This window comes from Segatella copri (assembly GCF_019249795.2).
GTDB lineage: Bacteria > Bacteroidota > Bacteroidia > Bacteroidales > Bacteroidaceae > Prevotella > Prevotella copri_B.
The window spans coordinates 479,322-493,634 of record NZ_CP156892.1 but is presented as its reverse complement, the minus strand read 5'-3'; the positions used below and the strand labels follow the sequence as shown (position 1 = coordinate 493,634).

13 protein-coding genes are annotated in these 14,313 nt (G+C 44.4%); 2 read left to right on the top strand and 11 right to left on the bottom strand.

The window, feature by feature from the left end:
- Positions 1-88: 88 nt before the first annotated feature.
- The 7 genes from KUA48_RS14960 to KUA48_RS14930 form a co-directional block, all read right to left on the bottom strand.
- A complete protein-coding gene (locus KUA48_RS14960; protein WP_218432625.1) occupies positions 89-814 on the bottom strand; it encodes a hypothetical protein in 726 nt (241 codons plus the stop codon).
- 64 nt (positions 815-878) lie between these two features.
- The gene (locus KUA48_RS14955) at positions 879-2,330 is read right to left on the bottom strand and encodes a C10 family peptidase (protein WP_153093592.1); all 1,452 of its coding nucleotides are present in this window, start codon (positions 2,328-2,330) and stop codon (positions 879-881) included.
- 137 nt (positions 2,331-2,467) lie between these two features.
- Positions 2,468-2,911: a copper resistance protein NlpE N-terminal domain-containing protein gene (locus KUA48_RS14950; protein WP_256624435.1), complete on the bottom strand. Its 444-nt coding sequence runs from the start codon at positions 2,909-2,911 to the stop codon at positions 2,468-2,470.
- Between the two features lie 206 nt (positions 2,912-3,117).
- Positions 3,118-3,870, bottom strand: a complete 753-nt coding sequence (locus KUA48_RS14945; protein ID WP_218432618.1) for a hypothetical protein — start codon at positions 3,868-3,870, stop codon at positions 3,118-3,120.
- Positions 3,871-3,905: 35 nt separating this feature from the next.
- Complete coding sequence (locus KUA48_RS14940) at positions 3,906-4,856, bottom strand: relaxase/mobilization nuclease domain-containing protein (RefSeq protein ID WP_218432611.1); 951 nt, start codon at positions 4,854-4,856, stop codon at positions 3,906-3,908.
- A complete protein-coding gene (locus KUA48_RS14935) occupies positions 4,853-5,266 on the bottom strand; it encodes a plasmid mobilization relaxosome protein MobC (protein ID WP_218432610.1) in 414 nt (137 codons plus the stop codon). Before KUA48_RS14935 ends, KUA48_RS14940 begins: the two co-directional genes overlap by 4 nt.
- Before the next feature lie 184 nt (positions 5,267-5,450).
- The gene (locus KUA48_RS14930) at positions 5,451-5,930 is read right to left on the bottom strand and encodes a DUF3408 domain-containing protein (protein ID WP_218432609.1); all 480 of its coding nucleotides are present in this window, start codon (positions 5,928-5,930) and stop codon (positions 5,451-5,453) included.
- Between the two features lie 396 nt (positions 5,931-6,326).
- Here KUA48_RS14930 and KUA48_RS14925 point away from each other — a divergent pair, with 396 nt between their 5' ends.
- On the top strand, positions 6,327-6,638 hold the full coding sequence (locus KUA48_RS14925; RefSeq protein ID WP_008656559.1) for a helix-turn-helix domain-containing protein: 312 nt from the start codon (positions 6,327-6,329) through the stop codon (positions 6,636-6,638).
- 82 nt (positions 6,639-6,720) lie between these two features.
- On the top strand, positions 6,721-7,029 hold the full coding sequence (locus KUA48_RS14920; protein WP_025066990.1) for a helix-turn-helix domain-containing protein: 309 nt from the start codon (positions 6,721-6,723) through the stop codon (positions 7,027-7,029).
- A 238-nt stretch (positions 7,030-7,267) separates the two neighbouring features.
- Here the strand turns inward: KUA48_RS14920 and KUA48_RS14915 are convergent, their stop codons facing one another.
- From KUA48_RS14915 to KUA48_RS14900, 4 genes are all read right to left on the bottom strand, one after another.
- Positions 7,268-8,464, bottom strand: a complete 1,197-nt coding sequence (locus KUA48_RS14915; RefSeq protein ID WP_218433797.1) for a site-specific integrase — start codon at positions 8,462-8,464, stop codon at positions 7,268-7,270.
- A 64-nt stretch (positions 8,465-8,528) separates the two neighbouring features.
- Entirely contained in the window at positions 8,529-9,761 is a 1,233-nt protein-coding gene (locus tag KUA48_RS14910) for a phage integrase SAM-like domain-containing protein (protein ID WP_369503336.1), read from the bottom strand.
- 1,121 nt (positions 9,762-10,882) lie between these two features.
- Positions 10,883-11,521, bottom strand: a complete 639-nt coding sequence (locus KUA48_RS14905) for a response regulator transcription factor (protein ID WP_218432969.1) — start codon at positions 11,519-11,521, stop codon at positions 10,883-10,885.
- A gap of 87 nt (positions 11,522-11,608) precedes the next feature.
- Positions 11,609-14,212 (bottom strand): DUF5686 and carboxypeptidase-like regulatory domain-containing protein, encoded by a 2,604-nt coding sequence (locus tag KUA48_RS14900; protein WP_256624458.1) that lies wholly within the window; start codon positions 14,210-14,212, stop codon positions 11,609-11,611.
- Positions 14,213-14,313: the final 101 nt, after the last annotated feature.

Below are 14,313 nucleotides of genomic sequence, written 5' to 3'. Positions count from 1 at the left end.
TACATACATAATAGTTTTGCTTTTCCCACTACATATTCAAAATAGTATCAACAGAAAGGTGTTGTATATTGCTAATTGCTGTTGTGTTTTAATTTAATATCCCGTAAGGAAATTCGGTAGAATCAACATTAAAATAGTAAACGTTATTTGTGTCTAAATCAAAAGCAGTCATAACGACAGGTGATACATCTCGTGCATTAGTAGTTGTAAGACCTTCATTCGTCCATAAAAACTTTAAATAAGTAGGAATGGCTCCCCATAAAAAAGCATGTGAACTGTTTGAAATATTATAAAAACAAACCTTATCTGAAAAGACTAAAGAAAGAAAATAATTTGAGTTTTTCACAAACAGTTTGTAATTGCCAGTAGCTTTTAAATTAAAAGATTTATCATATAAATAAAATGATTTACTTTTATTATTTACTAAATAAAGTCTGTCATCTTCGTTATAAACAGAATAGTTCGGAATTGGTTTGCCTAATTGCAAACCTAAGTAACTATCCACGACCTTAACCCTAATAGTAACGCTAGTATTCTCCGTCTTATCCTTTACAACAAGATAAACAATCCCATTCTTTTTTGTCTTTATTTTTATTTTTCCAGCACCAATAGTGGCTTCCAAAACATTATCATCTGACACTTCGACTGAAAGATTGTTGCTTCCACCACTAAACATAATTTCCGATGGGTTTTCTAATAATGGCTTTTCGTAATACTCTTTTTCAAAACACAATGAAGAAACATCAGTACCATTACTACAGCCATATACTATAGAAAACACAAAAAAAAGAAAAAAGTATTGAATTATTTTCATATTTGCCAATAGAATAAAGCATTTGATGTACATAACTTTGTACACCAAATGCAATTAAAACTAATTATTTCTTATGAATTTCTGTTATTTCCCAAAAATTTATATTATAAGTGCCTAATGTTGTCTCAAAATCAGTCGAAGCATCTGCATTTACCTTATAAAAGCCATTGTCAGGTCCACCCCATCCCATATTAGCATGAAAGTACAAATCGTTATTTCGTAAAATTTCTCTGCTTGTCTTAGTGCAAATTGCATATCCATCTATAACCCAAGCATGAGAACCTTTTTCTGCCTGTTCATTTGCAGTATGTGTTCCACCCATTATTGCAACGCAAGGCATCTGGCGGTTTGCATTTATCGTATTTAACAATGGATCTGGGGCATATTTATTATAATAAGTGCCACAAGAAACATACTTCTTTAAATAATCCAATAAATTAGAAACTGAAGTTGTACTACTTTTTACACAAGGTATATTCGGATCATCATAAGGCCCATACTTAAAATCCTCATCAATATTTGGTGTTGTATTTGTTCCTTCATACATATGCTTAACTACTTTGGAAATCATCATAGCCTCCTCATAATCTCCGCCAAAATACGAATCATACTTCAATTTCGGTTTTTTAGTAACAAATGCCCAGTCTATGACTGTTCCATCAATCGTCATGCTCGGAGCGATAGCTGCTAAAGTTTGAACTCCTGCTGTAATAGCACACCCCATAGGGTAATTTGTTTCCGTATGATATTCATTATAAGTTTTAGGCAACAACAAGTTATAAGGATTGTCTTGGCGCCACTCGGTCTTTAAAACAGCTCCACCATTTTGAGGCATTAACGATATAATCTGGCTCAAAGGTTTGTCATAAGCTGTAGAACGGGAAGTTGTTTCATGGCTTTTTACACCATTAACCTCAATCAAATCTTTTATTTCTTCATATGTTACTGTAGATTTACCCAAACAAGAAGCTACTTTCTTTAAGGTTTTCTCTCGTAACTCAACTTTGAGCCTTTCTATTTTATTTATCTCTGAAACAGTTGAAGCTTCTGCCAATTTTAACATCAAACATGCCCCAGTACTATCTTTTTTCTCAAAATTACCATTTTCTATATATGCCAAAACACCAGCACTTCGAGAGTCGGCAGAAACTAAAGCATACCCACTCTTTTCTCCAGACTGTAAACACACCTCATAAACAGGAATACTATCAGTCGTAGTCCCTCTTGTTGTCTTGCTTGATATAATTCCGCCAATGCGATATGAGCCCACAATAGACATTCTTGGATTGGCAGCACTTCTTGTTTTTGAGCCCAACGAAGTGGAAAAATCATTTACCATTGCCAGAATCTCATCCTCTGATAAATTTGTAGGATTATCATTTGCAATACTCATTGCCTCATCCATAGACAAATTAACATTCACGTTCTCAATAACAGGATTACTGTCATTAAGAATTTCATCTTGGCACGATGATACAATCACTGCCAATAATATTAAAACTAAATACTTTTTCATATTTATACTGTACTATTGGTTAAATGATGCAAATTTACGAAATTTATTTTAAATCGATAAATAGCGAATGCGTTATTTATGCATTATTAACAGTTTATATTGTTAAGACGTTAAAATATATTGCATTTGGGCATTTTTTACTTTATTAATATATAAGAACTAACATCCTTTGCTTTTGGTTCATTACCAAATGAGTCTATCAAAATAATGCTGCTGTCATTCTTCACCTTACAAAATATATTGTCACCACTTTGCGTATGTTCAAGCATCAGAATGCAGCCGTCAAGCACTTTGAAAAAAACATTCAATACTTCGCAATCATCCGATTCGTTCGCAGATTTCCGCTTCAAACGATAGGTGCCATCTGCATTTAGCGTGAGTATTGTTTCAACATTAGGAGGCAATACACCGCAATATGTTCCTGCAATGGAATCCAAGTCAACACTGTTTTCTAAGACTGCCGTATATTCTTCGACTTTAACAGGATCAATATCGGCATCATATTGTTTCGTATTACATAAGATATAAGATGCAACAAGTGAGATAACCAAAACTGCTATAATTATCAATTTCCTCTTCATAGCTACCATAAAAGAAAAAGTGTCCGCAATGTCAAGCAAGTGGCATCACGGACGCGAATGAACAGATGAGAGTTAATGAAAAGTCAGTATGCTGCTATGTTGTTGATGCACGGACAAGCTCTTGCACTATTGAACACGATGCGAATGCCGTTCGTCTTTACTTTATCGAAACGAAGGATGCGCTTGTAGCCGATGGTCGTTGTCTATTATTTCTTATTAATTTTCTTTTTAATTTCATTCGCCTCTTTAAATAGGCTATTAGCAATGCTATCTTTAATTGCTGCCATTTTGACCATTTTATAGTGATGGTAAACAGAATCCTCATAAGCAGCAACACGATTTCTCACATTCTCAATAACTTCTTTATTTGGGCATACAGAAAAGTTCTTTTCGATGTATCGAACATTGGGGTCATCGGATGGAAGCACCATCTTCAAAGCCCGATACTTCAAATCTGCCTCCTCCCAATCTTGATGCTCTCGCCATTGGGTGAGATTGCCCCAAATGGAGAGAACAAGAGATAGAGCCAAGCCACCAATGAAAAGAAGAACAGACTTTGAAGTTGGCTCGAAGCGATGAGTCACTACTTTCTTCAGAGGTGTGTTATCCATTGCGTGAAGTTTGTCCTGCACAATTTTTGATGTGGCATTCAGCTCTTGTTTCACCTGATTAACAGTATCAAACAAGAGTTTACTTCGCTGTTCATCTTTGCTTGCTTCTTTTTTGGTAAGGTCGGTAAAAATGCAGATAGCTTCTCTTAATCTTACCAATTTGTCAATAGCTTCCCCTTCTTTTACAGCCATAGCAAGAATAGCTTTTTCAAGTTTGCTAGTATCAACACTTACAGAGGCCGGAGTGCTTTCCGCCTCTGTATTCTTTGGTGAGGCAGAAAGTTCATCGACTTTTTGCTCCAATCTCTCAACTGTGCCGTAGATGGCTTCCAACATTTCTTCTTTCATAGTTCTGGTGTTGTTTGAATGGTTTGTAACTTGCATCAAAGGCTAAAGCCTCTTCTGCGTTTCTTCTTTTTCTTCTTGGATGATTCGTCCTCTGGGAAAGACTCAAAGGTCTGAGCATTGGCTGGAGCAAAAAGTCCAATGGAAGAAATACCGTCCCAAGGGTCCTGGCTGCTCTCCGATATGGATGGCTCCTGCTCATTCTTGCAACAGCCCTGCTCATATTGCTGAGCAGAGTTGGCACTTGCTGATAAAAGGTTCTCCATTCCCTCAAATCTCGCATTCAGTTTGCCAAAGCTATAGTCTCGGCTAATCTGTGTCCCCTTGAAACTATATCCATCCTTGCAGAAACGGATACCTTGCACCTTGGTTCTCTCCTTGTCCTTATAGACTAACTCCAAGTGAACACCTCGCTTTGCAAGTTCATTCTTGAACTTATGCCAATTTTCTACGACTTTCAAGGCATCCTTGACTGCATTGTGAATCTCATATTTGGCACGCTCAGCATTGCGTAATTTGCGAGTGTTAGTCTTGCTCTTGTCAGTTCCGTAAGTAAGCCCATACTTGGATTTAAGAGCCTTGGTCACTTGCTCATTACGCCTGTAATCATTCCTGTCTGGTATGAGTTTGCCCTCGTTATTGATGCGGTTATACACGATATGACAATGTGGATTGTCGGTGTTGTGATGCCTTACGATGATGAATTGAGTATCTTTTATCCCCATCATCTGCATGTATTCAAGGGCTATCTTAGCCATGAATTCATCCGTCAAACGTGGCTTGTCCCCGGGCTTGAAACTGAGTGCAATGTGTCCCACAGGCTTCTTAATCCTTGGATTTAGCTGTCTTTGCAGCTCAAAACTTTGTACTATCTCGGCATTCGTGCCGAGTAACACTCCATCGGATGCAAGGATTTTCGCCTCGTCCTTGCCTGTCACGTAGCGGACGCAACCACCAAAAGATGCACCTTTCTTTAGCTTGCCTATCATGTGGCATCCTCCTTTCTGCCTATTCCGCATGGCTTCGATTTTGAACTTGCTTGGCGATACTCGCCAAGGATTGCTTTCAATCTTCTCAACAAGTCCACCGCATATACATGGGTTTCATGGAAACCTCTCTGATGCGACAGCTTGGTAAGTTGGTTGAGATTGTTCGCCATGCCAATGAGATTCTTGGCGATGGCTACCGTCTCTGCATTGTGTCCGCTGACCACCTCGCCGTTCAAGGCGGACTCACGGATGTACTCCGCCAACTTGCGATTGGCTTTTCTCGCCCTCAGCCTCAATGCCTCGTAGCTTGGCTTCGAGAACTTCACCGTGACAGACTTCGACAACTTGCGAACCCTGCCTGTGGGCGGTCTTCCGCCCTTTTTCTTGTTCTGTTCCTGCATGCTTGTCATTCGATATACTGTTTACAGTTGGTGCACTTTCTTTCTGCGACCGTTGGGAGCAAAATTCCTCCGCCCTCATGGTGGAGCGAGGCGTTTTGGGGTTCCCAAAACATAACCTCGCTCCCTCTCAGAACACGTTAGTTGGAACTACAGCCTTTCAGCTATCCATGTCCAAGGTCGCAGACCTTAATTCTCACAATTTGCGCCAAGCCTCGAAGTCCTCTTCATAAAGGCTTAGGTGGTGGCGCAAGATGTTCTCGATGATGCCCGATACGCTCATGCGTCTCCCTCCGAGGATGCGGACGACACGATCAAGACGGTCTCGCACATCGGAACTGACAAAGACTGGCTTGCGGTCGTCAATCCTTGGAACTTGGAGGAATGTCTGCTGATACTCCTCCAGTGTCGCCTTGCGCTGCTTGCCGCTGATGCGCTTCTGCGGATTCGATGGCGATAGAGCTTCGTTCGTTAGCTCGTCCTCCATACAGGAGGTTGTTGCAGCCACATTCTCTGTCACAACTTCTAAATCGGAGTTCTCCACCTCTTCAAAGAAAGAGCTATGTTCTTGGGCATAGTCTTTACCATAAGTGGATGATTGAAGCGAAGCCACCACCTCCTGTGTCATTTTCTCCTGCTGTTCAGGAGACATTTTCGTTTCTTTTGTTCTTGCCATAGCTTATGCTGTTTTATTTGTTAGTATAGTGGTCACGGTTTGCACCATTGACCGATTGTCGGGTGCAAAGTAAGTGTACTGAGTGCAGCCATGCAACTGATTGGGTGTAACGTGGCAATTTAGTTGTGGCTTGCTTATTTGCATACCGAGATAGTTGTGAGAACTTCAACGTATTTCTCAACTCATCATTGTTCATGTATTCGTTGCAGTCGTGCAAGTTTTTCTTGTTGTTTTTGGCGTTGAAGTCGGCAAACCCCGGCAACATACTGCCACAGAAATTGAAAACGCTTGTTTTTAGATTGCCGTGCCTTATCTTTGCACTCACAAACGTAGAGCACTGCATATGCGTGGAGCTTTGCGACATACAAAATAGTATCAACTTAAAAAAAGAAAAGTATGGGATTCATCGTATTCGAGGAAGAGGCATTCAACTATCTTGATGCCCAGTTGGAGAACTTCGTGAAGCGCATGGACAGAATCCGTGAGCGCAGTGAGGACAAGACCATGAACAAGTGGCTCGACACGCAGGACGTGTGTCAGACGCTCAACATCTGCCCACGGACAGTGCAGACGCTTCGGGACAACGGAACTTTGGCTTATACGCAAATCAGCCACAAGACCTACTACAAGCCGGAGGACGTGATGGCTATCGTAGCAGTAGTGGAGGACAAGAAAAAGGACATGCGCTTTCGCAAGCGCACAGGTTAGGCTGTCAATATACAACAGCCACTTAATCCAAAGCAGCAAGTAAACCGAGTAACGTAAGTATCAACAATAAAACGAGACAACTATGAGCAATGAAGTAATGACAAGAAACAGCGAGTGGATGAACCACATCGTGAACCACCTCAACCGAATGGTTGACAATTTTGAACGTGCCGTGATGAACTACCGCCCCATGCTTGACGGTGAGCGCTTCATGACGGACAAGGAGCTTTGTGCCAGGCTGCAACTGAGCAGAAGAACCCTGCAGGACTACCGAAACAACGGTGTCATCCCGTATATCCAGCTTGGCGGAAAGATACTCTACCGCGAGTCCGACATTCAGAAGATTCTGATGGCTAACTATCGTGAGGCGTACAGAATGAAGGGCTTGTAGGAGAAATACATGTCCTTGATGAGTGGGGTGAAATGAACAAGGCGACAACGTATAACTTACCGAGTGTGGCTGTTATAGGTTGTCGCCTCGTTTTATTGGCTATACCGAGTTGTTCGTGTTTGCCGGGTATCATTTGTGTTACCTGTATAAATCTAATACCATGCTAAAACACACTGCGGAGGTTCGCCCAAGTGGCTGGAGGCGCAAAGCCTCCAAGGAACGTTGCTTTATGGCAGGTCTATGCCATTGGATTTTTGTTCCTTTCTCGCTTGGCAATAAGCTTATCCATGTCATTTGAAATCTTCTGCTCCGTCACCTGCGCATAGACCTGTGTGCTTGTGATGTCTGCGTGTCCCATCATCTTGGCTATGCTGCCGATGGGAATGTCCTCGTTGAGCATCAAGACTCCGAATGTATGGCGGCTGGCGTGGAATCCCAACTTATTACTTATGCCAAGCACCATTCCAAGAGTATGCACATCAAGATAGATGTCTTTCTTCTCACCTAGAGGAAACACAGGCTTGCTGTCGTCCGTGGTATTGTAGAGCGAAAGAATCTTCTCGGCTATCGGATGGAGTGGCACGAAGAACTCCACGCCTGTCTTCTCTCTTTCCTTGCGGATGAACTTCCTACCCTCGGAGTTCTCACTGATATGGTGAGGGTACAGTTTCTTTACATCTATATAGGATAAGGAGGTGAGCGAGGCAAAAATGAAACATCTGCGTGCAAGCTCCGTTCGCTCGTCAGCCATCGGGGTAGAGAGCATCTTGATGAAGTCTGCCTTGCTGATATGGGTCATCTTCGGGGCTGCCTTCTTCTCATACCCTATCTTGGCTATGGGATTGAAGCGGATAATGCTCCTGTCCACAGCCTTGTACATCAACATGTTCAGCCAGAGAAGGCAATGGTTCACGTAGCTGTCGATGCGTCCCTGGTCTCGTTTCAGGAATAGCTTGTATTCCTCCCCGAAATTCTCGTCTATGTCCTCAAAGGCGATGTCGTCCTTATCCAACGAATGGACAAAGGCTCTCAGGTTCTTCTGCCATGTCCGCTTGTGCAGGAAGGTTTGTCTGGCTTTTGAGGTTCGATACCATTCCACGATGGTATCACCAAAGTTCAGCAAGAACCTTCCTGTCGTATCCTTGTCCTTCAACACAGCCTTCAGCATTTCCACGGTGATGATGCCATTGGCGGTAAGAAGTGAGTTGTATTTATCCTTGACCTCAGCAAGGAAACTTGCCAATCGTCCGTTGTCCCTTGCGTTCCGTACCTCTCCCTTCTTGGCGTTCCACTCCTGTGGGGTACAGGATATGCCTGTGGAAATGGCTGCACTTTTGCCGTCAACGGTGATGCGGCAAAGTATGTTGGCTGTTCCGTCTGCCTTCACCTTCTGTCTGTTGATGTAAGGCAAAATTGAAAATGTACTTCTGCTCATAGTTGTTGTCCTTATAATATAATAATGTAGTTGAAACTGTAAAAAGAAAAGTTGAAAGCCTTGGTCATAATGCGAGAAAGAAGTCCTTCTCGGTTGCAGCGATGAACTTGTCCATGTCCTCAAACAGCTTCTTTTGGGTCACTCTCGCATACCGCTGCGTCATCTTCACATCCTTGTGACCGAGCATCTTGCAGATGGTCTCCATCGGCACACCAGCCTCCAGCGTAATGAGGCTGGCGAACGAGTGTCGTCCCGAATGGTAGGAATAGGTCTTGCTCGTTTCCGCCAACTTGCAGATGGTGATGAGATCGATACGAACACGATTCGTGCTCAGCAATGGGAAAAGGGTATCTCTTGCCCCGTCCTCGTATTTCGCCATCAGCTCCAATGCTTCGGGCAGGAGTTTCACCCTGGCAAGTGTTCCGGTCTTCTTGCGGTTATAGATGAGCCATTTGTCACCATCCTCCAACACCTTGACATTGGCTTTCGTGATGGAAACGGTGTCTATGAAGGCTGTTCCTGCATAGCAGGCGAAAAGAAACAGGTCACGGCTAACGGATAGTCTCGGCTTGTCTTCGGGCAGTTCCACATCACGGATTTTTATGAAATCAGACATGCTGAGAGCCTTGGGTGTCGTAACCCTTGGAGTGCCAACCCGATAATGGGCGAACAGCAGGTTCTTGCACAAGCCTCGCTCAAAGGCGATGCGGCACATCTTCTTGAAGAGCGACACATAGATGGTGATGGTTCCTGATGAAAAGCCTTTCTCGTCAAGCAGGTAATGGTGAAAGTCACTGATGAAAGGCTCGGTCAGCTGTCCGAAAGCCAAATCAGTCAACCTATACTTCTCCCCGATGAACTCAGCGAGATTCTTGCGAATCTTTCTGTAAGTCCAGACACTGCTCTTCGACATATCGATGCCCTCATGGGTGCTGAGTTCACTGATATGCTCGTCCACGAAGGAGAGAAGGGTGGTCTGTGTCTTGACGCTGCCCTGCAAGGCCTCCTTGACATCCTTAGCCTCGAAGTCCGTTCTCTTTTCCACAAGCACATCGAATGCCTTTTGGATGGAAAGCAACAACTGCTCGATGTCCTTGTTGGTTTCCACGGCTTCCTTGCTCTTGCCCTCCAATCGGCTGGCACGAGGATTCCAAAGCGATGGAGAGCAAGACAACTTGCAGGAGAACTGCGCCATAGTCCTGTTCACCGTGATGCGTCCCATGATGGGAGCTTTTCCATTCTTGTCCATTCCGCTCTTTTTTAGGTAGAGCAACACCTTGAATTTTTCGATTTTCATAACGCTTACATTTTGAGTGTGCAAATATAATCATTTTGTAAGCGTTCCTTGATACGCAAATCATTGAGAATCAGTGCAATAAAATCCGTTGATGCACAAAGTTGCCTTTCCGTATTGTTACCTGCTTTGCATAGGTAACTGTGGCTCACGATTTAGTAACTGAACTACTTCAATATTCCTCACTCGCTTGCTTTATGCCGATTTGGCAACTTTGTGCAAATCTGCTCATTCCCAACTGTTTACGTTCCAACCTCTCTTATTCTCCTTAGGCTGCTTTAGAGCTTTATGTTAAGAATCCTAACTCATAGTTTTGTGGTTCTCAACTCATAGTTTTCCGGTTAGCAACCCATAGCTTTCCGGTTAGCAACTTATAGCTTTCTGGTTGAGAAAATTAAGAATGCTAAACTTTCTCATGTGGTTCAAGCAACGGGCTGAAGGTCCACAAACTCCGGAAGCAGCACGCCCTGAAAGGGCAGAAGCTCCTAGCCCAGGGCAGCGCCCTGGGTATACTAGCAATCAGCAAGGCGCCCTGTAAGGGCAAAAGCTTTAAAATACCAGGCGATAAACAAAGCTTTTGCCCTTACAGGGCGACAAGTTTGCGTCCATAATACCCAGGGCGATGCCCTGGGCTAGGAGCTTCTGCCCTTTCAGGGCGTGTGGGGCTTCATGCGAAAGTTCAGTAGAATGCATCGCGATAGGATGAAAAATGGCTGTAAAATGGCTGTTTTTTCCGTCGCGACGCATTAATTGCCCCCTCGTGAAGCATCATTGAAGCCTCCCGCTGGTCATCATTTAAGCCTCTTATCTGTCTTAATATAAGGCACTTCTCCGTCTTAATATAAGACGCTTGCCAAGATAAAAAATGCGCTCTGGAAAGAGAAAATTAAGATGGGGGTTAACAGGTTAACAGTTAACACCCCAAAAATGCATACTTTCATCCACACACTTATATAAAAATAAGTATATATATATTATTATATAATAAGGTACGCGAGGGAGACCATGCAAAAAACAGCTGTTAACTGTTAACTCTGTTAACCCCCTCCACTAAAAAAGTTAATAGTTTATAGTTAATAGGGCGTAGCCGTTCGCAAGATTGCTATAAACTATCAACTATAAACTTAAATATAGTATTCTGCCGAATCAACCAAACCGGCTCTCAGCGCATATTTCGTAGCCTCATGAACGTTGTTTACGCCCAGCTTGCGGAATATGTTCTTGCGGTGGGTATTGACCGTATGGAAGCTGGAAAAGCGCTTCTCGGCTATTTCTTTCGTCGTCATTCCCAGCGCAATGTCCTTCAGAATCTCTGTCTCGGTCTTGGTGAGGTTGATTTTCTCCTGCTCCTCCTGTTTCGGAGCCAGAAGAACCTCCATCATGCGCTGGCAGACAAAACGGTTGCTTGCCACACAAAAACGTATCGCCTCCTTGATTTCCATTAGCGAACACTCCTTCAGTAATACGCTGAACTGCGTACTGCTGGCGATGAGAATCTTCACGAAATCGGCACTCAGATCCTCACTGAACAGTAGCCAGCGCGTGTATGGGAAACGCTGGTTTAAAATAAGTAACTCGGCAGCATCATTGATGTCGAAAAGGGTGTAGTCGAGTATTACGACCGTATCCTCATTCTCCCTTAAGGCAAGCATCAGGTCTGCCTTGTCTTCGACGGTTCGGGTTTCCAAACCCTCTATCTTACTGATCACATAGCTCAATCCGGCTCTTGTGATGTCCTGTTTGTCTGCTAATAGAATCTTCATTGTGTTTACTCTCTTATATGTAGTTTATATATGTACGCAGATGCCTTGATGCAGTAAAAATACTGCACCAAGGCATCTTTTTTCTTATTAGAATGACATGAGGAAGCCCATACGGATACCCCATTTTGAAATGTTTGCATGGTCATAATAGTTGAGTCGGCGAACATAATCTATTCCGAAGAACTTGAAGATGTTGTGCACGCCGGCTACAAACTCCCAGTATGGCGTCTTGCCAAAGGTATAGGAGTTGGTAGGGAATTTGAAGAGCTTCTCATCATTGATGTTCTTGCTCGGGTCGTTCTTGCTGGTCAAATCGCCCCAAACACCCTTGATGGCTACATATTCACGCCACTTCAGCTTCTTGATGAGCGGAATGCGGTTGAGCAGCTTGCCGTTCATATCCCAGGCTACTGACCAGAACAGCTGGCGGTCGCTCAGGAACTCCCAGTCCTTCATCATGCTGATGGTTGCCTCCTGCTCGAAGAGAGAGAGGTTGACCGGTGGCTGGATGAGCATGGTGAAAGGCACTTTGCTCCACTGCGCCTTGCCCACGATGTTGAAATCCATATAACCGAAGCTTCCCAGCCACTGGCGCTTGTAAATGCCCAGCGTGGTGAGGTTGCTCTGATACTGGCCGCCCATGAATCCGTCTAAGCCCATGGTGTGGCGAAGCGAGATTTCAGGACTGTCGAGGTTGATTGGTAGGCGCTGCTGCTTGGTGTTGACATAGGTGACACCCGGGTTGTAATCTAAGCCTACACTCGCCTCAGTGGTGCGTATCTTGCGTATTTCCTCGCTGTCGCTCACCCTGTAGTAGTGGAGATTGCCCACGGTGCGGTTGCTCTGCCAGCGGAGGCTGGTGTCGAAGCGGAAGCCCCAGTCGGTTTCGTAGGTGAAGGTTACCTTCTGGCGGTGATACTGATACATCTGGTCCTGCGTAGTGGCACGGAGGGTCATGAAGAAGTTGTCCTTGTTGTGCAGCAGGTTATCATCGGATGGAGATGTAATATCATGCCCCAGTTCGAAGGTAAGCTTGCGCATCGGGAACTCGAACGGACTGTTCTTCTTCTTGTTGAACGAATAGGTGAGCACATGGCCGTAATACCACTTGTTGCTCTTCAGACCGTAGGCACCGTAACCATCCCAGAAGAAGTGGGGGTTGAGGGCTGCCATCGTTCTGCCCGCCAGACGCAGGCGCACACCGTCTACGTAGTTGTTGGAGAGGAACGTGTTGATAGGTCCGAGGTCGAAGAGGCTGCGGCGGTCGCTGATGATGCTGTCTCTTTCAACACCCAGACTGTCTTTCACCGTCACCTTCTTGCCCTTGGTATGAGCCACTTCCACATAGTTCTCCATCAGGGCTCTCACACCGAAGATGATGTATTTGAAGCCCTTGGAGTTCTCCATGCGGTGGATAAAGCTGTCCATCGACGATTCGCTCTTCGTGAGGCCCACCTGCCGGTATTTGTTCCAGTAAGCCTCATCGCGGTTCATCGCATCCATATCGTGCCTGATCTTCGCCTTGCCCTTGAAGAGCTGCTTCGGCAAGGCATCGAAGGCATAATCGGTGATTCGCGTGTTTCGCACCACCAGCAGGTCCTGAAGGAGCTTGTTGACGTGCAGTTCGGCTATCATATCGTCTTTAGAGAGCACCCACTCGCCGTTGTCGAGCTTGGTGTACTCCTGTTCAATCTTCATGTCAGTAACCCAGTTTACATCGCTGTTGTGAGGCATGTAGAGGTTACATTTCTTCACGTGCAGGCTGCTGTCGGCAAGCACATAGAGTTCACCTCGGAATCCGAAGTCCTGGCTGTTGGCTGGGATAAACTGCAGATGGTAGCACAGGTCTCTTTCCACATACACCGTATCTTCGATGTAGTAATGGTAGAAGCTGATGGCTGTTCTGCCGATGGGAGATGGGAAGGGATACTGCAGCAGGCGCACGTAATTATCGTAGATGTCTACATCGGTGAACACCTCTTTCAGGGCGGTGTTGAGAATCTCTCCGGTCTGGATTACCTGTCCGATTCCATTGCTCTGCTGACCCTTGATGATGTCCTTTTCGGTCTTCGGATCTTTGCGGTAAATATGCTGTGAAACCGTCTCGTCGATGCTGACAGGCAGGGTGAGCTTTCCGTTGTATGGAGAGGTTTCTACCTGGTCGAGGAGATACTGGCGGCGCTGGAAGAACTTGCTCTCCAACTGCTCTTTCTTCAGGTCGTTGAGCGCGAGTGTAATCTTCTGATACTTATCATATTGCACATAGTCGTGGTTGCTCAGGTCGCTCTTTTTCTTGGCAGCAATCACGCGCCGCATCAGTTCTACGGCAGGATTATCCTTACGCTTGTAGCGGCCTTTTTTCGATTTTACCACCACTTCGGTAAGTTTGTGCGTATCGTCTTTCAGTTTGATTTCCAGAAAGTTGGTCTTTTCGTCTACCTTCACCGATGTGCTCTTGTAGCTCAGTGCGCTTACGGTGAGCATGAGTCCCGGCTTCTTATCAATGGTAAACTTACCTTCTCCGTTACTTGAAACCGCGATTTTATGTCCTTTGTATTGCACGCTTGCATACGGTACGGCAAAACCGTCGTCATCAATGACACGGCCTGTTATCTTCTGCTGAGCCATCATCTGAAGCGTAGAAATCATCAGAAGGATGACTGTAAAATACAACTTTTTAATACCTTTCATTTTTTATACCTTATTATATATAGGGGCTCTCCGCCCATGATTTGATGCTTTCAGGATGCAAAGTTATAACATTATTCGTAAATAGACGCAAAAACCTATTC